At 61.3% G+C, this 23762-nt stretch carries 12 protein-coding genes and 1 pseudogene; 6 read left to right on the top strand and 7 right to left on the bottom strand.

Annotated elements, in window-relative coordinates; genetic code table 11:
• The first annotated feature begins 63 nt into the window (after window positions 1-63).
• Entirely contained in the window at window positions 64-777 is a 714-nt protein-coding gene (locus ACZ5KW_RS01420) for a formyltransferase family protein (RefSeq protein ID WP_343779157.1), read from the top strand.
• Window positions 778-1057: 280 nt separating this feature from the next.
• Here the strand turns inward: ACZ5KW_RS01420 and ACZ5KW_RS01415 are convergent, their stop codons facing one another.
• From ACZ5KW_RS01415 to ACZ5KW_RS01390, 6 genes and pseudogenes are all read right to left on the bottom strand, one after another.
• The gene (locus ACZ5KW_RS01415; RefSeq protein ID WP_343779155.1) at window positions 1058-2248 is read right to left on the bottom strand and encodes a DegT/DnrJ/EryC1/StrS family aminotransferase; all 1191 of its coding nucleotides are present in this window, start codon (window positions 2246-2248) and stop codon (window positions 1058-1060) included.
• Window positions 2245-3198 carry a dTDP-glucose 4,6-dehydratase gene (locus ACZ5KW_RS01410; RefSeq protein WP_343779154.1) on the bottom strand — a complete coding sequence of 318 codons (954 nt, stop codon included), beginning with the start codon at window positions 3196-3198 and terminating at the stop codon, window positions 2245-2247. Before ACZ5KW_RS01410 ends, ACZ5KW_RS01415 begins: the two co-directional genes overlap by 4 nt.
• Window positions 3191-4213 (bottom strand): polysaccharide biosynthesis protein, encoded by a 1023-nt coding sequence (locus ACZ5KW_RS01405; RefSeq protein ID WP_343779153.1) that lies wholly within the window; start codon window positions 4211-4213, stop codon window positions 3191-3193. The genes ACZ5KW_RS01410 and ACZ5KW_RS01405 overlap by 8 nt, the downstream gene beginning before the upstream one ends.
• Window positions 4214-4305: 92 nt before the next feature.
• Window positions 4306-6111 (bottom strand): ABC transporter ATP-binding protein, encoded by a 1806-nt coding sequence (locus tag ACZ5KW_RS01400; RefSeq protein WP_343779150.1) that lies wholly within the window; start codon window positions 6109-6111, stop codon window positions 4306-4308.
• 229 nt (window positions 6112-6340) lie between these two features.
• A complete protein-coding gene (locus ACZ5KW_RS01395; protein ID WP_343779148.1) occupies window positions 6341-7537 on the bottom strand; it encodes an orc1/cdc6 family replication initiation protein in 1197 nt (398 codons plus the stop codon).
• 287 nt (window positions 7538-7824) lie between these two features.
• Window positions 7825-8811: pseudogene (locus tag ACZ5KW_RS01390) on the bottom strand (NAD-dependent epimerase/dehydratase family protein).
• Window positions 8812-9414: 603 nt separating this feature from the next.
• On the opposite strand from ACZ5KW_RS01390, the gene ACZ5KW_RS01385 reads away from it, so the two are divergent.
• The 3 genes from ACZ5KW_RS01385 to ACZ5KW_RS01375 are packed head-to-tail and all read left to right on the top strand — an operon-like array spanning window position 9415 to window position 15752.
• The gene (locus ACZ5KW_RS01385; protein WP_343779146.1) at window positions 9415-12564 is read left to right on the top strand and encodes a tubulin-like doman-containing protein; all 3150 of its coding nucleotides are present in this window, start codon (window positions 9415-9417) and stop codon (window positions 12562-12564) included.
• Between the two features lie 5 nt (window positions 12565-12569).
• Window positions 12570-14012, top strand: a complete 1443-nt coding sequence (locus ACZ5KW_RS01380) for a hypothetical protein (RefSeq protein ID WP_343779144.1) — start codon at window positions 12570-12572, stop codon at window positions 14010-14012.
• Window positions 14013-14018: 6 nt separating this feature from the next.
• On the top strand, window positions 14019-15752 hold the full coding sequence (locus tag ACZ5KW_RS01375) for a carboxypeptidase-like regulatory domain-containing protein (protein ID WP_343779142.1): 1734 nt from the start codon (window positions 14019-14021) through the stop codon (window positions 15750-15752).
• 320 nt (window positions 15753-16072) lie between these two features.
• Here the strand turns inward: ACZ5KW_RS01375 and ACZ5KW_RS01370 are convergent, their stop codons facing one another.
• The gene (locus tag ACZ5KW_RS01370) at window positions 16073-17503 is read right to left on the bottom strand and encodes a sugar transferase (RefSeq protein WP_343779140.1); all 1431 of its coding nucleotides are present in this window, start codon (window positions 17501-17503) and stop codon (window positions 16073-16075) included.
• Between the two features lie 181 nt (window positions 17504-17684).
• On the opposite strand from ACZ5KW_RS01370, the gene ACZ5KW_RS01365 reads away from it, so the two are divergent.
• Window positions 17685-20186, top strand: coding sequence for a hypothetical protein (locus ACZ5KW_RS01365; RefSeq protein ID WP_343779138.1), 2502 nt, complete (start codon window positions 17685-17687; stop codon window positions 20184-20186).
• 484 nt (window positions 20187-20670) lie between these two features.
• A complete protein-coding gene (locus ACZ5KW_RS01360) occupies window positions 20671-23673 on the top strand; it encodes a DUF7827 domain-containing protein (RefSeq protein ID WP_343779136.1) in 3003 nt (1000 codons plus the stop codon).
• Window positions 23674-23762: the final 89 nt, after the last annotated feature.

Below are 23762 nucleotides of genomic sequence, written 5' to 3'. Positions count from 1 at the left end.
ACGCAATCCTATAGAACGTACCGATTCGGCATTATTATAATGTTATGAACCCTTAATCTAGATATGACGGATATTGTCTTTCTTGGTGTGAACGATGTCGGAATGCGGATTTATGAGTGGCTTTGTCAACGCGATAGTGTTGACGTGAAAGCAATGCTAACCGAACCTGACCAACTCGATATAATCCACCAAATTGTCCCGGAGTTCATTGTCTCCGTTGGTTTCGACCATCTTGTTCCACCAGAAATTCTCTCTTTACCGACGGAGGACTCAGTCAACCTCCATCCCTCATATCTCCCGTACAATCGCGGCAAGAGTCCGAACGTCTGGCCGCTTATCGAAGGGACACCGGCCGGGGTCACACTCCATAGTATGGACACGGAGTTCGATACGGGTGATATTATCGCTCAAAAGAGGGTCGAAACGGAGTTTTCTGACACCGGAAAGATACTCCACCAGCGTCTCGAAGACGCACAGTTTGAGTTATTCACTCAGACATGGCCGGAGATTGAATCCAATAATATCGAATACGCCTCCCAAGACGATTCCGCTGGGAGCTACCATGCGAAAGATGATTTTGTCGAATTGTGTGAACTTAATGCGGACGAAGAACTCCCCGTCAAAACACTGCTAGATCGGCTTCGAGCACTCACTTTTCCACCTTTCGACAACGCATATGTTGATGTTGACGGCGAGCGCTACTACGTCGATATCGAGATACGAAAAGCGACTGACGATGACGAAACAGAAACTAATGGGTTGCTGTCTTCCTACTGAATATCTATGATCGACGTCACCTTATTACACTCTGGCGCTTCGTAGAGTTCTGATATCCATCATCTGCCATCTATTTCGACTCAGTAAGTCGTAAGTCGAGCAGCTAACGTCGAGATATTCTATTCCACGCTGTTTTCAATGCGTATGTCTCCGATATTCAATAACGATTGTGATTTGAAATCGCCTCTGCGGCAACAAATTTGATTCGCCTAGTCTGAGCGGTCCGTTCCAATTTCGAATGGCTCGATATCTGAAGACCGATTCTTCTTGATAAACACACTTACTCCGTATGATGTTGGTGAAGCCGATGGATAGCTCTCACAACATCTTCTACATCAGCATTTTCCATCTCCGCGTGGAGCGGAAGACTCACTAATCCCTCGTACACCGTCTCCGTCTCAGGGAACGCTCCTCGTTCGTACCCGAACTCTTCTTGGAAGTACGGGTGATAGTGGAGAGGGACGTAATGGACCTGTACGCCGAGGTTCTCTGCGTGCATCGCGTTAACGAACTCCCTCCGATCACACCCGAACTCGTCGCTGATCTCCACGGCGTATAAGTGATACATCGGATCGGCGTTCGTCGGCTCCGGCGGCGTCCGAACTCCGGGCATGTCGTTGAACGCCTCGTCGTACTGCGCAATGATTTCGTCGCGTCGTGTCTTGAACTCATCTAACCGATCGAGTTGTGCCAGCCCGAGCGCCGCCTGGAGGTCCGTCACGTTGTAGTTGTACCCAACGCCTTCCGAGACCTGATACCAAGGCTCGTTCTCGTGACCATCCGGATCGTAATCCATCTCGAACGACCGGAGCCGACGCAGCCGCGTCGCGAGTTCGTCGTCGTCTGTGACGACCATTCCACCCTCGCCTGTCGTGATGTTCTTCACTGGGTGGAAACTGAACACCGCCATATCGCGCTGTGCGCCGATCGACTCGCCGTCCCACGTCCCGCCGAAGGCGTGACACGCGTCCCAGATCACGGTCAGGTCGTGTTCGTCAGCGACTTCGAGAAGGCCTTCGATATCTGCGGGATGGCCCCCGTAGTGCATCGGAACGATTCCCTCCGTTGCCGGCGTGATCTGCTCGCGAACTGCGTCCGGGTCGAGAGTTCGTCGATGCGGGTCGATGTCGGCAAACACGGGCGTCGCTCCGCAGTACGTCGCCGCGTGCGCCGTCGACACGAAGGTGAGGGGTGTCGTGATGACCTCGTCACCGGGTCCGAAGCCGGCCGCACGCCCCGCTAGGTGGAGCGCCGTCGTTCCGGAGGTCGTCGCGATCGCGTGGTCGACGCCAACGATCTCGGCGACACGCTCTTCGAACGCTTCAACGGTCGGTCCGCGAGTGATGTAGTCTCCCTCAAGCGCCTCCACAACCGCCTGTTTCTCGTCGTCGCCGATACTCTGTGAACCGTATCCCAAAACCTCCTCGCGGATCGGTTCGCCGCCGTAGTGTGCCGGCACGTCCCCAGTCATTTTGCAACCTCCTCGGACTCACGAAGCCACGTCCGCAGCCGAGAGATACCCTCCTCAAGCGTGACCTCCGCTTCCCAGTCGAGCACATCGTTCGCCTTCGTCGGGTCACAGAGCAGTTTCTGGACCTCGCTTTGTGGATGGTGGTGCTCCACGTGCGTGATCTCCGTCCCGTCTGTCGCAATCAGCTCTGCGAGTTCGTTGATCGACACGTCGGCTCCCGTCCCTGCGTTGATGACTTCACCCACGGTCTCGTCACTGAACGTCCCTTCGACGATGAACCGAGCGCAGTCAGTCGCGTACAACAGATCTCGCGTTTGCGTTCCGTCACCGAAGATCTTCAGCGGCTCTCCTCGGATATCGCGGCTCGTGAAGATCGACACCACACCGCCCGCCATCCCGGTCTTCTGATACGGCCCGTACGTGTTGAAGGGACGCAGGATCGTGATCGGGAGGTCGTACCCGTGGTAGTACCCCTCAGCCATATCTTCGGCGGCTAACTTCGACCCCGCGTACGGCGACGCGGGCTTCGTCGGGTGTTCCTCGCTGATCCCGGACTCCGAGTCCACCATGTCGTACACCATACAGGTGCCGACGAGGCCGAGTCGCGTATTCTCTTCCCGACACGCTTCGAGGACGTTCTGAGTACCGACCACGTTCGTTTCGAAGTGTGCCTCCGGGTCCTCGAGACTCTCTTGAACGTCGATCTCGGCCGCAAGGTGAATACACGCGTCAACGTCGTGATCGAAGAGTCGGTCCACATTCTCGCGAGATCGAACGTCTCCCTCGTAGATGTGGAACCTGTCGTTGTCTCGGAACTCCTTGATGTTTCGTTCGGAGCCGTTCGAGAAGTTATCGAGTCCGTAAACTGTGTGTCCTCGGTCGAGAAGCTCCGCGACCACCCAGCGACCGATAAATCCCGCGGCACCGGTGACGGCGACTGTTTCACTCATTGCTCGTCTCACTAGAACCGTTCGTCTCTAGGAGTGTGACGATTTCGCTTTTCGATAGCTTCTCTGCGTCTTTCGAGGACAACACGATATGGTCGACCGGTTCGAAGTCTTCCGGCGGATCCGGTGTCCGAGTTTCGGTCGCCTCTGGAAGGATGGCGTACATCGAGCCGTTCTCGTAGGCACGTCGCGATTCGCGCTCCGTCATTATCTCTTCGTGGAACGTCTCGCCCGGCCGAGGACCGATGACCTCGATATCGATGTCGCTCGGCGCGTATCCGTACTGTGGTGCGAGCGTCTCGATCATCGCATTTGCCAAGTCGGGAATCCGGATGGCCGGCATCTTATAGACGAACACCTCGCCGCCGGTCGTCTTTTCGGTGGCCCCAGTGACAAGGTCGAACACGTCGCCGTACGTGAGGAAAAACCGAGTCATCCGTTCATCCGTCAGGGTGACCGGTCCACCCTCAGCGATCTGTTCGGTAAAGAGTGGGATGACAGATTGCGATGACTTGATCACGTTCCCGAATCGGACAGACGCGAGGTCGATGTCGCTCTCCCCACTATAGGTGTTTCCGGCCGTAACGAGCTTTTCGCCGAGCAGTTTCGTGGTCCCCATCGTGTTGGCAGGATCGACTGCTTTGTCACTGCTCGTGAAGACGAAGCGATCGACGTTCGCGTCGATAGCCGCGTCGACCACGTTCTGGAGGCCAAGCCCGTTCGTCTTCACCGCCTCGAAGGGGTTGTACTCGCAGATGTCGACGTGTTTCATTGCGGCCGCGTGAATGACGATGTCCACGCCGGACATCGCACGCACGAGTCGATCACTATCTCGGACGTTTCCGGCGAAGAACCGGCAGCGGTCGTCGGCAATCTCCGATTTCAACGATGCCAATCCCGGTTCGCTGTTGTCAAGAATACGGAGGGTCTGTGGATCGCGATCAAGTAATCGTGGAATGAGGGAACGACCGACCGATCCCGCGCCACCGGTCAAGAGTACGGTGTTGCCGTTAATCATCTCTCTCACGTTATCTGGAGGGGACCAATCAAGCTACTGAATCCGATTGGCACCCTCCTGTAAAATCGAACCCCCGCCTGAACTACAGATTACTACCGACTCGATTGGATCCCGTACAGCTCCGCGTACTTTCCGCCTTCCTCCACGAGTTCGTCGTGCTGTCCGGTTTCCGTGACTCGCCCATCCTCGATCGTGTAGATCCGATCGGCGTTTTTCACCGTCGACAGCCGGTGAGCGATCGTCACGATGGCGTAGTCACGATCCATCTCCTCGATCGCCTGCTGGACCTGTTTTTCCAGATTCGAGTCAAGGTCGCTCGTCGCCTCGTCGAGGATCAGCACGTCGGCGTCTTCAAGGAGCGCCCGCGCAAGCGCGACGCGCTGTTGCTGGCCGCCCGACAGCCGAACTCCGTCGTCACCCAACAGCGAGTCGTAGCCGTCTGGAAGCTCGTCGATGAACTCGTCGACCTTCGCGATAGAGCAGACGCGATCGAGTTCCTCGTCCGACACCTCCCGATTCCCGAGCGTCAGATTGTACCGCAACGTATCGTTGAAGATGAACGGGTCCTGTCTGACCATCGAAAGCCGATCGCGCCACTCCGTGATGTCCATCTCGTCGATCGGGACCCCGTTCGCTCTGATCTCCCCGCCATCGACCGGGTACAGCCGGGCGAGCAACGAGACGATCGTCGATTTCCCCGCGCCCGACTGCCCGACGAACCCGACGAACTCGCCCTTCTCGACCGTGAAGTCAATGCCGCGGAGAACATCTTCTTCGTCGTCGTACGAGAAGTGGACGTCGTCGAACTCTACTTCCCGAATCTCTTCGGGAACCTCCCGGCTCGACCCGGTCGGTTCGTTGTACGTCGCCAGCTCATCGGTAAACTGGATGGTGCGGACGAGGTGCGGCAGGTTGTTCTCTACCTTGTAGTACAGCGTGTTTACTGTGCTTGCTTTTGGCCCGAGTCGGAACATTGCGAAGAGGAAGACGCCGAGTTCGCCGACCGAGAGGTTCGCAAACGTCAATGCGAGGTAGATAAGGACGAACACCGACACGGCAACGACGAGGTTGTAGAAGTTCTGGATTGCGGCCTCGTTGCGCCGCAAGACGATCCGAGACCGCGTGAACTGTTTGATCGCGTCCGTGAAGTCTTCGAAGAGCTCCTCTGCGAGTCCGAATATCCGCACATCACGGATGCCTTGTGTTCCGGCCTGTGCGGCTTCCTGTCGCATCTCGTTCGCTTCAGCGACCTTATCTCCCACGTCGTACCCCGAATCAAGCACTCGGCGGAAGAAGATCGAGAAACCACCGAGAACGACGCCGGTGATGACCGTCAACGTCGGTGCGATCACCAACGCGACAGCGAAGTACACGCCGGCGAGAAAGAGCTGTTGGGTAAATTTGATCCCCTGATCGATTACCCGTCCCGCATAGTTTGTTTGCGTGACGATTGCGTTCAGAATGTCGTCAGATCCTTCCCTGTCGAAGTACTCCACGCGCGCGTTCAGCGCGTTCCGAAACGCCCGCATCTGAAGATCCCGAATGTAGTAGGTCCGGAGCGCCTCTCGGAACCACGCGACCGCAAAACTGGTCGTGTACCGCGCGACCATCACGGCGGACACACCGATCACAACGTACCCCAGCGTGAACGGGATCCCGAGCGCCTGGTAGACGGTGGCGAACACTGCGAGTATCCCCTCCGCCTCCGCAGCGGGATCTTGGAGCTGGACGAGTTCGACGATCGGGAGGATGAAGCTCAGCCCCACGCCCTCGAGCACCGCAGCGACGATACCCAATATGACGACCGCGGCCGTATATTTCGGATTGTACCGCGCGACGTCGCGGAGGGCGTCGAGTTTCTCACGTCTGGAGACCGGTTCGGAATCTGACGATGACATAACGATGAGTTGTCCGATTTCCGCCGCCGATCCGAATAATGTCGTCGGTCTCGTCTCGCGATCTACTCACGACCCGCGTACTGTAGGATCGTCGGTTGAATGCGTCCGGATTACGCCCATCACCTTCACGACCGCAATTTTGATGCGAGGGAGAGTACGCTTCGTATGCTTTCACGCTCGTGCCCAACTGGGAGTTCCTCCCGAGAGACAGAGTACATTTCGTGTGCTTTCACTCGGTGTGCTCGGCGATCTCCGTCCGCGTCTCCAAGACGATCGCCGGGTCGAGATCCAACTCATACTCGTAGTATTGTCCGCCGCTCAGTCCCTTGTTCTGCTCGTGACGTCGAAGGAACCCCAGCATGTGGAGGTCCGAGAGGTGATCTTGGATGCTCTTCAGCGTCGATAGCGGCGACGCAGCGTACGAATCCGCCACCCGCTCGTACGTTCGCTGGATCTCCTTCGACCGCGCTGGAACCTCGCCGCTAGTCTGGAGGTTCGCGATCGCTTCCAGAATGTACTGCGCGTGCTCGGTTTGGTCTCGGATCTTGTTTGCGACCCGACCGCGCTGGACTCGTTCCCGTGCGGTCTCGATGTGGTCGTCCGTGACTGGCGCCTCGCCGTTCTGTTCGGCTAACTCCGCGCCGACGCGGAGCAGATCGAGCGCCTGCCGCGCGTTCCCCATGTCCTGTGCGGCCAACGCCGCCCCCTTCGCGATTGCTGATGTGTCACACGCCTCGTCGACGAAGGCGCGGTCCGCCCGGTGTTCCAGAATCGTTCGCAGTTCCGCGGCGTCGTACGGACTGAAGGAGATCTCGGTCTCCATCAGTGTATCCTTCACCTTCGGTGAGAGCGTCTGTCGAAATGTGTAGTCGTTGCTGATGCCGATCACGCCGACCTTCGCCTCCGTGATGTGGCCGTTCGCTCGCGCGCGTGGAAGCTCGTACAGCAGCGTGTTCGCGTCCTCCAGATGGTCGATCTCGTCGAACACGACGAGGTGCGTCCCGCCGACGCGATCGAACTGTCGGTATAGCTCGTCGAACGCGTCTCCGGTCCCGAGTCCCCGCTCCGGGAATCGGCTGGCGTGTTCCGGAAGCAGCCCGTTGACGAGGCTGCGAACCACTATGAACAGCGTCCGCCCGTTACAGTTGACTGTGTGGGTGTGAAGCTCGTCGGCCGCCTCTCGGGTCGGTACCTCCTCACGCAGTTCCTCCAGCATGTACTTCGTGACGGCCGTCTTCCCGAGTCCGGCCTTACCGTACACGAAGATGTTCTCCGGCGTCCGACCGAACAGCACGTCCTGAAGCGCGTGGCTGTACGCTTTGATCTCTTCATCGCGTTCGAGGATTGTCTCCGGTTGATAGCCTTCCGTGAGTACCGCCTTGTCCGCAAATACGGTTTCCGTGATCTCATCGAACGGGCCACCCATGGATATCGTGTTCAACTCAACATACGAATATAAAACCACGTGTTGTTTGCTTCGTATGCTTTTGGTGGGAGGATCTATCCAAAGCAGAGAAATCCCCTACGTCGCCGTATATTCGCGAAAAGGAAACGAAAAGCACACGAAACGTACTCTCTCACTCTGCGCCGATCGCGTCATACCCACTAGGATCGAGAGCACACGAAATCCACTCTCTCCGTGATGTTCTCGATGCTTTTGCCCATCGAAAGCACACGAAACGTACTCTCTCACCGACTACAACTCCGAGCTGCCTACGACTCCCGTACTAACGGCTCGTACCACTCGGGGTTCGCCTGATACCACTCGGTGAACTCGCCGACGCCCTCCGTGATCGTCCGTGAGGGCTCGTAGTCAATCACTTCGCCGGCTTTCTCGACGGACGCGTGCGTGTGTTCGGCGTCGGCCTCCCGCGCGGACTCATACACGATCTCCAATTCGGGCGCCAACTGATCTCGCACGGTCTCAGCCAACTCCTGAATCGAGATGTTGTCCGAACTGCCGATGTTCAACACGTCGCCGTCCGCGGCGTCCGAGTCCAACAGCGTCCGGTTCGCGTCCACCACGTCGGCCACGTAGGTGAAGTCGCGCGTCTGCTGGCCGTCGCCGTAGATTACCGGCGGCTCGCCGTTCACACACCGCGAGACGAAATTCGAGATCGCCATGTTCGGCCGCATCCGCGGCCCGTACACGGTGAAGTAGCGAAGACAGACCGTCGACAGTCCGTGGAGTTCCGTGTACACCCGCGCCATGTGCTCTTGGGTCAGCTTCGTCACGCCGTAGGGGCTCACCGGCTCGGTCGGGTGGTCCTCCTCATAGGGTAACGATTTCGGTTTCCCGTACACCGACGACGAACTTGCGAGCATCACCCGCTTCACGTCCGCCTCTTTCGACGCCTCCAAGAGGTTCACCGTCCCGTCGACGTTGATGTCGGTCACCCTCCGAGGGTTGTCCACGCCCTAGCGCACACCGGCCTGCGCGGCTTGGTGGACGACGACGTCCGCGTCGGCGACGGGCTCCCGCACCGTCTCCGGATCCCGAACGTCACCCTCGACGAACTGGTAGTCGACGGCTCGCCCCTCGGCCACCTCGCGGTGGACATCGAGCGTGTGGCGCTTGATCCCTTCTGCGTAGAAGGGTTCGAAGTTATCGAGGACCGTCACGTCGTGGCCGTCTTTGAGGAACGACTCGGCAAGGTGGCCGCCGATGAATCCGGCCCCTCCCGTCACAAGGATACGCATACGCGCCGTTCAGCAGGCCGACACAAAACTCGCGCGGTTCACTTCTGAGACGGCTCGTCGCGGCCTCGTCCGGAGTCCTCTCCATCCAAACGCACTGTCCAAGCCTGACCAGAAACGACCCTGCTTTTCACACGGGCACTACTCTGTCGTTCCCGGCCCGTTCGGCCAGCGACCCGGCTCCCCTGCTGGCCCAAATTCGAGTACAGGAGATCATTCTCCGCGAAATCCACCTCGCCCCTTGCCCGAGATGCGCGAACTGCCCGTCCGACTCGGTCGTCGTACCGAGTCAACGGCGCCCTCACCGCACCGCTTTTGCCCGTACGATCACGACCGAGCACATAGATACGAAAAATGAAATATCTCCCGATTCATCGCGAGGTCAATCTACTGCTCTCGAAGCGGGTACAGGTCCGGTAAGACGTTATTACCTACGCAACAGCCGGGAAATCGGGACAAACGCTCCGTCAAACAGTCGGCTCGAGTCGCTCGAAAAACCGAGTAAGCCCGTCCATACTCCATAGCGACGGCGCGCTGGAATTATCAGTCAGTATGGACAAGACCGAATAGTTTATTGAACGATATTTCATCTATGTGTCTGTCCAGATGAATTTACCAAGTCGGATCTTCGCGGTGGGTGGCGCCGGCAAGGCGATCACCTACGAGCTCCTGGAGGCGGACTGGGTTCAAGAGTCCGTGCTCCAGCCGCGACGCAACCCGCGGTCGCTGACGGTAACCGTGATCGACACGGCGGAAGAAGAGGAGAACCGGGACCTCGACCGAATCCAGGAAATCAACGACTCGATCCAAGAGACCAAAGACCGCCTCCGTGAGAGCGCCGAGAACGACGGGCGGCTCGGCGAGATCAACATCGAGTACCTCCCGCTCACGCGGAACATCCAGCTTCACGATCAGAACGACCTGATCGGCGCGGAGGCGGTGCCGCGCATCGCGGCCGGCGTGGGGATCGACGAGGACAACTGGTGGCTCAAACCCGAGTTCATCAACGAGAACCTCGACTTCGCCACGGGCGTCGTCCGAAAGCGCGGGCTTGGCAAGGGGCTCTACTACAAGTCCTACGCCGAGGACGACAACGTCCGCACGTCGATCGACCTCCCGGACCGCGGGAAGGTCGCCGTCATCGCCGGACTCGGGGGCGGATCCGGCTCCGGCATCTTCATCGACCTGGTCAAACACCTCAAGCGGACGAAACGGACCGCCGAGATCACGCTGTTCGGCGTGCTCCCCAACGACGAGGAGGGCGACGCCGAGAGCGCGAACGCCCACGCCGTCCTCTCCGAGCTGGAGTACATGAGCCTCCAGGGCGAGGACCTGTTCAAAGACCGCGTCCTCATCCCCATCGATCCGACCGGCTTCGGCGGCAAGAAGGGCAACCTCATCCAGAGCTCCGACGCGCTCGTCGAGTTCGACCGGGCGGCGGTGTACCTCATCGCGTCGTACTACAACATGATGGACATGGAGGACCCGTTCGCCGACACGCCGTCGTACGCGCCGTTCATCATGGGCGTCCCGCAGGTCCTCCGGTACAACGTCGACGCCATTCAGGACGCAAAGACTGTCACCAAGGAGATCCTCAACGCGAAACAGGACGCACTGGAGGCGGAAGAGGACGTCTACACCGGCGTCGACCGGTTCCTTTCGCGCGAATGGAGCCCCGACGAGATGGCGGGCGAGCTCCACGACTCGGACCGGACGGACCTCGAGACGCGCCTCGACAACGTGTGGTCGCTCACGGACCTCGACATCTTCACCGAGCTTGAGTACGAGTCCGTGTCGGTGTACCGCGAGATCATTTCCGAGGCCGAGGCGGAGACTGACGACATCCTCGACCAGATCGACGTGATCGCCGGCTCCATTCGGGCCGGCACCGCGCGGATCGAAGGCGACAACGAGCAGTACGTCGACAGCATCGATAAGCAGTTGGCCGACATCATCAGCACGGAGCTGAACCGGATCGCCCATCGGAAGGACCTCCTCGTCCGGCTGCGCTCGATTGACAACAACCGCGTCGAGGGAACGGTCAGCTACCTCCTGGCCGTCGAAGACGAGGGAATCAACCCCGGCGTTCGTATCAACCGGCTGGAGGCGAAGTTAGACGAGGTGGCCGAGCGGCGTGATCGGCTCCAGTCGGAGCTACAGGAGGCCGAAGCCGAGCTTGAGACCCGCAAACAGGAGCAACAAGACGAAGTCGACCGCCGGGTCGCGACGTGGAAGAACGCGGTCGAACCACTGTATCACGATTACGTCGACTGCCAGTCGATGGCCGTCGAAGAGCTGATCGGTGACCTTCGGAACGGGCTCGAATCCTTCGCCCGAGCCGTCGAGAACGCCGAGGATGTCGACCAAGTCGAGGCCGTCAACGACAGCGGCGTCCGCACGGCGCTCGACGACATCAGCACCGAGTTCGACGCCGTCGGCGTGGACACGACCGATGTCGAGCGCCGGATCAACTCGTCGCTCGCCGACTTGGCGGACGCCAAGAAGTCCTTCCTCACGATGAACCAGGAGGAGGGCACAATCGAGTCCATCCTCCCGTGGGACTCCTCAAGCGAGGAGGAACGGAAGAAAGCCGAGAAGAACTACCGCCGCAAGCGGAGTCAGCTCGACGACGCGGAAGTGTTCAAGATGTCGCGTGCGGGGAGTAACCTCTCCATCGAGGTCGAGTTCTCGGTCGGCGAACTTAAACGCATCATCGACACGGAGACCGAGGAGCGACGGGCTGAGATCCTCTCGCGGACGCGGTCGGAGCTCGACGAGGAGCATCGGACGGCCATGACCGAGCTAGAGCGGGACCTCGAGTCGGGGGTCGGCTTCGATCAGCTCACGCGCCAGTTCGAGGAGCTCGTGCGCGACGAGATCGTCGAGACCGCCGACATCGAGCGGCGGCGCGACGATCTCGAGTCTGACCTCGACACCGCCACCGAGGAGGCGGACCTCTACGACGCGACCGTCTCCCTGTTCGAAGAGCTGAACGGCCCTCGGGATTCGTTCCTGAGCTCACAGGAGACTTACCAGCGGCTCCGCGAGGAGTACAACGCCGAGAAGAACTCCTCCGTGGCGACCGAGACCGAGGAGTACAGCTACGTCAAGACGGCCCAGCCGAACGACATCCTCCAACTCCGTGACGACACCGACATCGCCGAAAGCAAGATCTTCGACGACGAGACGGAGCGCCAGCGGCTCCGGGGCTCGCTCGAAGAGCTGGCACGGAACGCGCACAACCCTCGATACACCGGTATCCGTCGTCGTCGGATCAGCGGCGACCGCGCCCGGTACAACGAGATGAACATCGTCGTCGGCGTGATGAGCCGAGCGATCGATCAGATCAACGACGTGGCCGACCTCAAATCGGAGTTCCAGGGCGCGTACAACCTCGGTGCGGGCGGCGAGAACTACGCCTCGTTCCCGGTCGAAGCGGGGGGGAGTTGGGACGTCGGACTCGGGATCTTTATCGACGGCATCTTCCTGGACAACCTCCGCGCCGAGATCGAAGCCGACGGCTATCGCAACGGCTACGAGTCGCGGAAGCAGTCCGACGAGACCGACATCCTCGTCCACCACGCCTACGGCCTCGACGACGGGTACTTCGTCGAACGCGACACGGTGTTGAACTTAGAACACCCCGATGACGTGGAGTTTTTCCTCAGAGACGAGGGAGAAATCAAAGCGGACCTGCTAAACGAACACATCAGCCGAACCGACTTCACCGCCGCCGCTGACGGGGGGGAGGAGTAACGCCGATGAACTCACCGGCCACGTTTCTCGAGGAACACGGCGAGAAGTTCTTCCTCGGGGTGTACTTCGTCATCATGGTCGCCGTCGCCGGGCCGCTGTTCCTGACGCTCGGGGAGGCGTGGATCGCGTCCGACGTGTTCCGGCCGCTGATACTCTCGTTGGACCCCCTGTTGTCGATCTCACTCGAACAGTTCTCGGCGGCCGTCTTCGGGATCTATCTCGGGCTGCTGCTGCTCATGACGATCGACCCGAAAAAGCGAGTTCAGGGGGCGCTCCTCTGGATCGGGACCGGGTCTGCCCTCATCGGACTGCTCTCGATCGGACTGTTCATTCCGAACATCGACTTCACCGCGAACGTCGCATGGCTCGGTGCGGGCCTCGTCGGTGGCGCCGTCGTCGGCGGCGGCAAACAACTCATGGAGGTTCGGACCACTTCGGCGCTCGAATTCCGTCGGTCTGCGAGTATCCTGTTTTATTTGATCAGCGCCATCATCGTCGTCGGACTCGTCGAGTTCCACGTCAACTTCCCGCAGTTCATCGACCCGTCTGGCGGCACGGTAGAGATCATCGCACCCGAACCGACGGTCTCGGTCGCGTGGAGCGGACTCACCACGAACGCCCTGATGGCTGGGGTGTTCGTCGTCACGCTTCGCCGGTTCGTTACGTACGACTCTTCGGAGAACTTCTTCGTGCTCGGGCCACCGGGGTCGGGTAAATCGCTGTTTCTCGTCGGGAAGTATTTTGCCGCGCTCGACGATGCGGTCGACAGGAAAAGCGACACGCCGTTGAACCCCAGCGGCGATCTGATGGAACTCGTCGGGAGGCTCGACGCCGCGACCAAAAGCGCCGGCTGGGAGCTCGACTCGACTGGTGCGACAGACATCGAGGATCTTCAGTTCCGATTCGTCAACGGTCGGGTCTTTCCGAAGAACATCGAACTGTCGAGTCTCGACTACGCCGGCGAGTACCTTGAGGAGCTTCCCGGCGCGCTCATGAGCCCCGAGTCGGAGATCGACAACTCGACGGTCCAACTCCTCTCGGAGCGCGTCCGCGCGGCGAACACGCTCATTCTGGTGATCGATGTCGAGCGGTACCACAACAACGAGCCGCTGGGTATCGAGCCGTACTTCGACATTCTCGACACCGCCGACAACAAGGACGTCCTCCTCGTGGCGACGAAGTCAGACATCCTGGCACAGCAGTTCGAGGACGAACAGGCGCTCGACCCGCACCAGTACTTCGACGACTTCCGCCAGTACGTGAACGACACGCTGGTTGAGAACAACCAAGCGGTCCGGACGCTGGTGCAGGACACTTCCGGCTCGGAGATCCATCCGGTGTACTACGAGACGACGGTGAACGACGCCGGCGAACGCGTGCCGATGCGCGACCGGAACGGGAACGTGATGACGGTCGGCTTCGAGGAACTGCTGGAGAAACTGGGGTGATCACGCATGTCAACGCTACGCATCTACGACACGAAAGGAAACGCGTACTCCCCCGACGGCACCGCGACGGGGACGAACGAACAGATCAAGGACCTGTTTTACGGCGGGGTACGGCTCGCGATCCGTTCCGACCACAGGCAAGAGCTGAGCCTGTTCTTCCGCGCCCGAGAGACGCGGAACGCCCGGACAGAGCAGTTCTACGCCGTCTACTCTGTGGACAACTCGACCGCGCCGCTCCGGGACCTCATCGACGATCTCACGACGCGCATCGAGTCCGAATGGGGGTACACGATCGACGACTCCTCGGACGAGATGAAGGTGTACCGCGAACTCAAACGCGGTAACACGGCGCTCCCCGGAGACAGCCAAGAACAGGACGTCCTCTCCGAACTCGTTGCCTCTCGCAGCTCGGTGACCGTCGGCGTTTCGGACGAGCGTAACGCCATCGGCCTCCTCAGTGAGTACCTCGGCGAGTTCGACCAGGCGGCGATCGCCGACTCGACGGACGCAGATGTCCTCTCGACGTTTGACCTCGTCGTCACTCCGGGCGGCCACCGCGGTATCACGCCTTTAGCAGAGACGGAAGCACGGTGGGAGTCGACGGCCGGGTCGCTCCGCGACAAGCACATCAAACAGGAGATCACGTCGATACGCGAATCGGTGGAGACGCTCTCCCGGGAGCACGGCCTCTCGAACGACGAGATCCGGAGCCGCGTCCAGAGTAGTGTCCCGGCCCTGAAAACCCCTGTAACCGGCGCCAACCTCGGCTCGACAGCGAGCGGATCTGACGACGACTATCTCGTTCCTCCGAAAGTCGGTCTGTACATCGCTGTCGGCGCTGTCGTCTTGATCGTCCTCTTCGCCGCAATGACTGTCGGTCCTCAGTTGTTAGGTTCTCTTGGAGTTGTGGATGGTGGGGGCGGTCAAACGCCTTCACAGGCGAACGTAGCCGGTGCGCTCGTCGATAACACGACAAACGAGCAGATCAGCACTTCTACCGGCAACATTTCTATCGAACTCCGCAACGAGACCGGTGTCACACTGGAGGAAGCAACGCAACCGAGGTATAACTTCACTGTCAGCGAAACGAGACTGTCGAATTTGACGCTTGCCGTAGCCGCAGACGGCTATCAGAACCGGACCGTAACGCTCTCGCCGGAGTCTCGTGGGGGCAATATCTCGCTCACCCCTGCCGCATCAGAGGGTGACAGTTCCACGCGCTCCCGCGTCGAAGGAGGCGTACGTGACGCGACGGCCGACGCGTACGTCTCGGTAACGGTCTCGCTTACCGGTGACGAGAGATTTGAGACGACTACCGGCGATTTCGGAAGCTACAGCTTCGACGATGTCCCGGCCGGTGAATACAACCTTTCGGTCAACGCTGACGGGTACGTTCCGGAAAGCCGCACGGTCGACGTGAACGGGATGACGACACAGGTTGATACCATTGGATTGGAACAGACTGCTTCCCTGTCCGTGTACTTTAACGCTTCAGACACCGCTGGCGGCGTTTCTGGCGCCGATGTCTACCTAAGAAACAACGCGACTGGAAATGCCATTCCCCCCGCTAATCCCGCTGAAACTAACGAGGACGGTTGGTATAACACAACCGGCCTCGAGGCCGGTGTCTACGACATCGAGTTCAGAGGCGGCGAGTACGAAAATATCAATGAAAATGGAATCACGTTGGAGCCGGGGCAGGCTCGCATCGTTCGGGTTACAGTGACGCGTCAAGAGTAACCGCCCCAGTGCGTTCGTTTCCGACGACGGCTCGGCCCCGTTGAACCGGTAGCCGGATTCCGTGTCGCTTCGGACGACGTACCTCTGACTGCCGGACTCTCCTTGCTTCTCATCGAATGTGAATTCGACGGCACTTAATATAGAACTTCCAAACGGACGGAGAGAGTCTCTGTCGGCGGTCGCTGAGTTTCCGCACGTAACGTCCCCGATACGAAGGCTCCCGCAAGTCTGTGCTCCTGAGCCGAAGTTGACACGTCCAAGTCTTTCGTGTGAAGCCATTCGGGGCTGTGGATACCGAGCTGAACGCCAGTTCAAGTCTTTCACCACAGCGCCGCCATCACGTCCACACCGACCATCCACAGCTGTCGCGCCACGATCTTGAGGTCGTACGCGAACGACTGCTCGCGGACGTACTGGAGATCGTACCGAAGCTTCGCCTGGGGATCAACGCTGCTCGCATCGTTGATCTGCGCGAGCCCGGTCAGGCCCGGCTTGACGAACCATCGCTTACGCCACGTCTCGGCTTCGTCCTCGAGGAGGTGTTCCTCCTCAGTCCAGACCGCCCGCGGCCCGACGACGCTCATGTCGCCGCGGAGAATCGACCACAGCTGCGGGATCTCGTCGAGATGCGTCTGGCGGAGCACGCGTCCGACTCGCGTGATCCGGTCGTTTTCGTCGTCCTCAATCGGCGTCGTCGACTCGCCTTCGGGCGTCATCGACCGGAACTTGAAGATCGGGAACGTCTCCCCGAACACCGCCGTGCGCTCCTGTCGGTACAACACCGGGCCGCGGTCTTCGAGCTTGACCGCAAGCGCGATGACGGCGATCACCGGCGACAACGCGAACAGCCCTGTCACCGAGAAGGCGATATCGAAGCCACGCTTGAACAGGTAGTCTTGGATGTCCCACGGCTCGATCTCGACGTCGACGAGCGACGCGTTCGGGTCCGGCGCGTCGGTCAACACCGTGTCCGCGTGCGCCGGGTGGACTTTCGCCGCCACGCCGTGTTCGTAACAGGCGTCGAGCGCGCCGAAGAACTCCGCCCGGTCCGGCTCGTCGAACGCCAACACGACCGTGTCGACATCCTGCGTGACGAGGATGTCCTCCAGCCGGGAGAGCCCGCCGAGCCGGTGGAGACCGACCGATCGGTGTCCGCCGTCCGCGGCGCGAGCGACGCCGGGCGCCGCGGTGTCGTGGTCGTCGGCGACCCCTCGATCGTCCGTCAGCGCGTGGACCGTCGTCGGGCAGAGGTACCCCCGCAACGGGAGCTCGGCACTCCTCGCGATCTCGGCGATCTGGGTCGGGTCGTCCCCGACGATGATCGCCCGCTCGCTGCGCGCCTCGGGCCGCCGCAGCCAGATGAACCACGCTGGCAACACGACCAACAACAGCGGTGTGATCAACACGAGCGTCAGCCGCGGTACCTTGTAGCTGTAATCGAAGTAGCCGATGGTCGCCAGCGCGAACACGGCCACGAAGGTGCGCTTGTGCGCGAGCGCGACGATGTCGAGGATCCGCCGCGGCCGCGGCTTATATAACGGGACGAACGCCCCGGTCACCACCGCGGCCGTCAGCGCGACCTCGATGAGGAACTCCGCGCCCGCCGGCGGGTCGGTGGGGAGCCGACCGAGCACCGGCAGCGTCGCCGCGGCCGCTTGTACAGCGCCGTTGTTGACGAGTACCACGGCGAGCGCGGCCAGTGCGACGACCCCGCCCACACTCGCGACGCGATACCCCCAGCCGGTGTCCATTGTCCCATAGTGTCAGTCGTATCGTGTTAAATATCGTGTTTGTCGTCCGCCCGTCTTGGCGTTCGATACGCTCGCCTCACCCGCTTTGGGCTCTCGGCACGTCGTTGTCGGGTTCGATCCGACCGCTCGCGCCGGCCGTCGACCGAAACCGCTAATCGGCGCCCCCGACAGATGACAGCCAATGCCCTCGCCCGAGGAGACGACCGCCACCACCCGTTCGTTCCTCGCGGATCACCCGGAGGCCACCGACGCGCTCGCTGCGCTCGTCGACCGCGACGGCGACGGCGAGCCGTGGACCTTCGACGAGATCGGTCTCGACTCTGGCCAGTTCGGCGAGCTCGTCGCCCGCGATCTCGCGGAGTCAGTCGCCGACGGCTACCGGCTCGTCAACCCCGACGCGATCCGCGCCGGCCTCGAGGCTGGACCCGCTGACGGGGCCGCCGACAGCGAGTCAGGTGTGACCGCTGAGCCCGGTCGCGGCGGTTCGACTCCTGATGACGACGATGCCAGTGGTCTCGGGATCGCACAACTCCTCGGTGGTGGCGACGCTGACGCACTCTCCCTCGCTGGCCTGATCGGGACGCTGCTCGCGGTCGCCGGCGCGCGCCTCGTGGCCGCGCCCGCCGTGTTTCAGCGGGGGTTCGTTGTCTCACCGGCCAACGACACCTACTTCTTCCGCTACTGGCAGGAACGACTCGCCGCCCGTGCCGACGGTATCCTCGATCTGGGGCTGTTCGCGGACATGGGCGGAGCCGCGAGCACGCGCCCGCTCGCCCATGCGACAAACTGGTGGGTCACTGTCCTGTTCGGCGGTGTCGACGCCGCGCCCGCGGTCGCCGCGTGGCTCCCGGTCGTCGCATCCGTCGCGTTGGGGTATCTCGTCTACCGACTCGCGCGGCTGCTCACTGGCGACGTGCGCGTCGCGCTCGCGGCGGTGTTGTTCTACGGGCTTGCGCCCGCCAACGTCGTGTACACCTCCGTCGGTTTCCTCGATCATCAGGCCCACCAGTACCTGTGGCTCGGCCTGCTCGTCGTCACGCTGACCGCACTCGGGACGGACATCGCACGGCGAACCACGAAAGATGCGCAGACGGCCGCCCGAGCACACGCACGCGACGCGAGAATGTGGCTCGTTGCGCTCGCGCTCGCCGTCGCCGTGACCGCCTCCGCCCACACCTACGGCGGCTCGCCGCTCACGTTCGTCCCGGTCGCGGCCGTCGTCGGCCTCCGTGTCGCGCTCGACGTGCGCCACGACATCTCGCCGGCCGTCGCCAACGCGCCGCTGCTCGGCGGACTCGGACTCGGTGCCGCGGGGGCGCTCGCCGCACACCTCGCGTTGGGGTGGCACGAGTCGATCGCCGCGGTCACGCCCGTCCTCGTCGCGGGCGGTGCGGTCGTCGTCGTCGGCCTTGGCGAGCTGTGGCGCCGCGTCTCGCTGCCGCCACTCGGCCTCGTCGCGGTCGATGCTGTCGTCGCCGTCGGTGGGTTCGTCGCCTACGCGCGCCTGCGACCAGGCGATATCGAGCGCCTCCAGACGCGCGCGGACGACCTGTTCTTCCGCGAGGGGATCTCCGAGACAGCCTCGCTGTTCAGTCCGGATTTCGCGGTGGTGTTCGGCCCGCTGCTTCAGCTCGGCCTCGGCTTCTACTTCGCGGTTGCGGTCCTCGCGGTCGCGACGTGGGCGGTCGCCCGCCGCTACGAACCCGGCTGGCTCGTCGTGGTTTGTTTCGCGTGGTACTACACGCTGCTCGCGACGATTCAGGTCCGGTTCGCCGGCCAGTTGGCGATCATGATCGCCCCGTTCGCGGGGATCGGACTTGTCTACCTCTTGTCGGCGATCGACATCGCGCGGCCTGTCGCCGTCGTGGGTCGGTCCGCTGGTTCCGACTCCCCGTCGCCTCGCACTCGACGGGAGGACACGACAGCCATGGAGGGAGAAATCACGTCGCTCGCGCTCCCGGACAGCACTCGAGTGCGCGGCTATCTCGTCGCGACGATCGCCGTCGTGTTGCTGTTCAACCTCCTGCTCGTTCCGTCGCTCGTCGGGCAGACGACTCACGACCGCGCGCAGTTCGACGCCGCGCTCACGATCGATTCGCACGCCGACGAGGTTGACCGCGAATACCCGCAGAACTTCGTGTTGAGCCAATGGGGCGACAATCGCATGTACAACTACTTCGTGAACGGCGAGTCACAGGGGTACGGCTACGCTCGGAGCAATCACGATCAGTTCCTCGCGTCGCCTGATCCGGACGACTGGTACGATCAGTTCCGAGGCCGGGTCGGTTACGTTGTCGTCACCGAACGCGAGGGCGCACCGGCGAACACCACCTATACGGCGCTTCACGAGGGGCTGGGTCTCGGAGCCAATGACACGGCCGCGACCGGCCATTACCAACTGCTCGCGAGCGACGACGGCGTCCGCACGTTTGCGGTCGTCCCTGGGGCGACGATTCAGGTGTCGGACCCGAGCGGTGAGCAGGTGACCGCGACGACGACGGTGACGGTCGGTGCGGATGGCGACGGCGCAACGTACGAATACGCACGCGGCGCACCGGTCACGAACGGGACGGCGACGATTCGCGTCGCACATCCTGGCGAGTATCAGGTGGGGAATCGCACCGTGACGGTGACTGATAGTGATGTCTTCGCGGGCAATCGGACGACGATCCCGCCCGCGTAGGTGATCCTCCCGGATTCGCTATCAGCTCAAAAGGAGGAACCGTCGCTCATAGCAGAATGGAGCCAGACGGACCCAGACGACCGGACGTCCCCTACCGCCAGCGTGACTGCCCGGTCGCGTGGGTCCGTGGGGCCCTGTTGGAACATGTCAACCTCGGCTTGTACCTGTTTCGGTCGAGAGACTTTTTGATGACTCGCTAGTTTATACCTCACATCTCCTCGCTCCAAGTGTCTCGAAATCGAAAACCGGTGCCTCAGAGCCTGAAACGTCTATGAGAGGCGTTCACACACTCCGACGATCGACACAAAGTACTTATACTGACCGCCTCAATCATCGTCCGCAGCCCCTACCCCACAATGCGACACGATCGCGAGTAATCCGCGTCGAGTCCGGCCGTATCACGCCGAGGCGTTGGTTGACGACGAACGGGCGACGCAGGCGAGGACAAAGCAGACTGTCGCGACGCAGAACACAACAACACACAATGACAAACGACAATACCACACGCAAGAAGGCCAGCTCGGTCTTCTTTGCGGCGGTTATGGTCATCTCCATGGTCGCTGTTGGCTTCGCTGCCGCTCCGGCGGCTGCGGTCAATAGCGGCGACACGGTGTCACTTGATGACCAGCTGCTCAATTCGGATGGTACAGTAACGGTCGGTACAAGTAATAATGGCGGCGGATCGTTCGACGGTTCGGTTCTCATCACGTACGACAACAGTGATGGAAACCGCGTTCTTGTTGGCGCCCAGGACGTGAGTTCTGACGGTAACAAGGATGTCACCGTTGAGGACACGGGCGGCTTCCCCGGTGAGCACGAGGCACACCTTTCAACCGCTTCCGTTAGCGGGCTTGAAACAGGCTTCGGTGAAGAGGTTACGCAGAATGACTTCAACACCGTTGTGGACAGCAATACTGGGTACGTCGGCGACCGTGGTGACCGCGCACTGAGCTCGGGTAGCACGTTCTGGCAGGGTCAGGAACTCGGCTTCGAGGTCGCTGACTCCCAGGGTATCGACGAAGTTCAGGTTCGTACCGTCGACGACGACGATAACATCGGCACGCTCGTCGACGAGTTCTCCCTTGAGGGAGCCAACAGCGACTTCGGTGTCCTTGACACGGCGGGTCTCGATACCGGCGAATACGTTGTTGTCAACGCAGCAAACACTTCCGAAGCGCTGAACTTCGACGGTGACGGGCTTTCCAGCACGAACAGCACTGGGACCTCGAACAGCTTCGAGGTCACGACGCAGAGCCTCACTACTGAGTTCGTCGACGACTCGGTCGCGAGCGGTGACGAGACCGACCTCGACATCGACTCCAACCGCGCAAGCTACGAGATTGACGTGAGCGCGGACGGTGACCTCGATGACGACGAACTCCAGACCATCTTCAACACGAGCGACTTCGGTACCATCTCCGGTGTCGACGACGACGACGAGATCACTGTCCAGGTGGAGACCGACGGTGAACTCGCCACTGACTTCACCGACATCGAAGAGGGTACCTACGACTTCACTTTCGCCGTCGCTGACTCGACGGCCGAGGACACCGCCTCGATCGAAGTGACCCAGGAAGAGGACGGCGAACTCGGTCTCGGTGACTCTGTCGCTGTCGACCAGGGTGGCATTGCGTCCATCATGGTCACGCTCGACAACACCGACACGGGCACGCTCGTGATCGGCAACGAGGAAGACGACGGCTACCAGGCCAACGTGACGATCGAAGACGACGAGGACGACGAAGTTGAAGTCCTCTTCAACACGTACGCGGCTGGCTCCGGTGCCGCCAACGCTGAGGTCGTCTCCACGACGGACGACGACGCGACTGTCACTCTCGACGGCGAGTCGAGCCTGACCGACATCCTCGATTCGGGCACGTACGACCTCGCGGTCGGCCCGAACACCAACAATTCCGGCGTCGTTCGCTACGACGAGACTCTCGAAAACCCGGACACCATCTCTTCGCTGTCCATTCAGGACCGCGGCGAGACCGGCCTCGCTCTCTGGCGTACCAGCGAGAGCGTCCAGGAAGATGTCACTGAAGAGCTGAACGACGAGAACGAGAGCGCGACGGTCAGCCTGATCAACAGCGCTGTTGAGGGCGACTTGGTCACGCAGACCGACACGCTCGCGATCGACGCTGACGGATCCAGCAGCGACGTGCTGGTCCACCAGCTTACGGCCCCTGGTCTTCAGGGCGCCCTCGCGAACGCCAGCGGTGGCGACATCGACGACGTTGAGACCACCACTGCGTTCTACGACTACTTGAGTACGAACAACAGTCAGTACGAGTCGAACGACGACGCGATCGCGGCAGATTCGGACCGGCTTGAGGCCGTCTTCGAGCTTCAGAACCCCGGTGCGAACGAGCCGAGTACCTCGATTGATCTGAACGAGGACATTAGCGACTCGACCGCGTTCTCGAACGTCTTCACGGTTGTCTACGACGACGCGTCGAGCAACTACTACATCGTCACGGATGTCGATGCCCTCAACGAGGAGGTCAGCGAGGACATCGAGGACGGTGACGAGTACGAGGTTCAGTTCAACGTGCAGGACGCACGTCTCCTGGACCTTCTCGAAGAGGATGACGGAGACGCCGTCGAAGAAGCGTACCTCGAGAACTCGGCTACGTTCTCGGCTACTGAAGCCGAGGGCGAGTTCGATAACGAGGACGCCATCGAAGTGACGAACGCCGAAGAGCAGACCATCACGGGTACGACGAACGTCGCGCCCGGGACGGAGTTCAACGTGCGCGTCCGCAGTGACGACGACGCCTCGACGAGCTTCATCATCAACGACGAGGACGTCGCCGTGTCGGCCGACGGCACGTTCTCGGCGACCTTCGACCTCAGCGACGCCGCAGTGAACGACACGTTCACCGCTGAGGTCCGTCAGGCTGCCTTCACGGCTGAGTCCGACGGCACGGTTGTTGAGCAGGTCTCGGATGCCGAGGCGGCCTTCGAGGTCTCCGAGCTCAACCCGCAGGACGTGACCGCGACGGTCGGCGACGCGCTGACCATCACGGCCACGGTCGAGAACACCGGCGACGCTGAGGGCACTCAGACTGTCGAGTTCCGCGTTGGCGGTAACGCGGTCGCCAGTCAGGACGTGACCCTCGAAGCCGGCGGTAGCACCACCGTCGAGTTCGCGGACGTCGACACGTCCGGTCTCGACGCTGGCGAGTACGAGCACGGCGTCTTCACTGACGACGACAGCCAGACGGCCACGCTCACCCTCGAAGACGGTGGCGACGGCTCTGACGGGTCTGACGGTTCCGACGGCTCCGACGGTTCCGACGGTAGTGACGGTTCCGACGGTAGTGACGGTTCCGACGGCTCCGACGGGTCTGACGGCTCCGACGGCTCCGATGGCTCTGACGGCTCCTCCGGCGAGACCGACGACGGCACGCCCGGCTTCGGTGCCCTCGTCGCGCTCGTCGCGCTCATCGCCGCTGCGCTGCTCGCGACCCGCCGCAACGACTAACGTCGCTGCCGCGGACGCGACTCGCAGTTCCTAACTATCGGCCCTCGCGGGCCGATCCACACGCGGTCTTTCTTTATCGCGCCTCGACC

This window comes from Halorubrum ejinorense (genome assembly GCF_055389685.1).
This window is presented reverse-complemented; position numbering and strand designations above follow the sequence as displayed.

Excerpts from the sequence above, each read along its gene's own strand:
- ACZ5KW_RS01420 (WP_343779157.1), top strand. The coding sequence starts at position 64 with ATGACGGATATTGTCTTTCTTGGTGTGAACGATGTCGGAATGCGGATT.
- ACZ5KW_RS01415 (WP_343779155.1), bottom strand. The coding sequence starts at position 2,248 with ATGACTGGGGACGTGCCGGCACACTACGGCGGCGAACCGATCCGCGAG.
- ACZ5KW_RS01410 (WP_343779154.1), bottom strand. The coding sequence starts at position 3,198 with ATGAGTGAAACAGTCGCCGTCACCGGTGCCGCGGGATTTATCGGTCGC.
- ACZ5KW_RS01405 (WP_343779153.1), bottom strand. The coding sequence starts at position 4,213 with ATGATTAACGGCAACACCGTACTCTTGACCGGTGGCGCGGGATCGGTC.
- ACZ5KW_RS01400 (WP_343779150.1), bottom strand. The coding sequence starts at position 6,111 with ATGTCATCGTCAGATTCCGAACCGGTCTCCAGACGTGAGAAACTCGAC.
- ACZ5KW_RS01395 (WP_343779148.1), bottom strand. The coding sequence starts at position 7,537 with ATGGGTGGCCCGTTCGATGAGATCACGGAAACCGTATTTGCGGACAAG.
- ACZ5KW_RS01385 (WP_343779146.1), top strand. The coding sequence starts at position 9,415 with ATGAATTTACCAAGTCGGATCTTCGCGGTGGGTGGCGCCGGCAAGGCG.
- ACZ5KW_RS01380 (WP_343779144.1), top strand. The coding sequence starts at position 12,570 with ATGAACTCACCGGCCACGTTTCTCGAGGAACACGGCGAGAAGTTCTTC.
- ACZ5KW_RS01375 (WP_343779142.1), top strand. The coding sequence starts at position 14,019 with ATGTCAACGCTACGCATCTACGACACGAAAGGAAACGCGTACTCCCCC.
- ACZ5KW_RS01370 (WP_343779140.1), bottom strand. The coding sequence starts at position 17,503 with ATGGACACCGGCTGGGGGTATCGCGTCGCGAGTGTGGGCGGGGTCGTC.
- ACZ5KW_RS01365 (WP_343779138.1), top strand. The coding sequence starts at position 17,685 with ATGCCCTCGCCCGAGGAGACGACCGCCACCACCCGTTCGTTCCTCGCG.
- ACZ5KW_RS01360 (WP_343779136.1), top strand. The coding sequence starts at position 20,671 with ATGACAAACGACAATACCACACGCAAGAAGGCCAGCTCGGTCTTCTTT.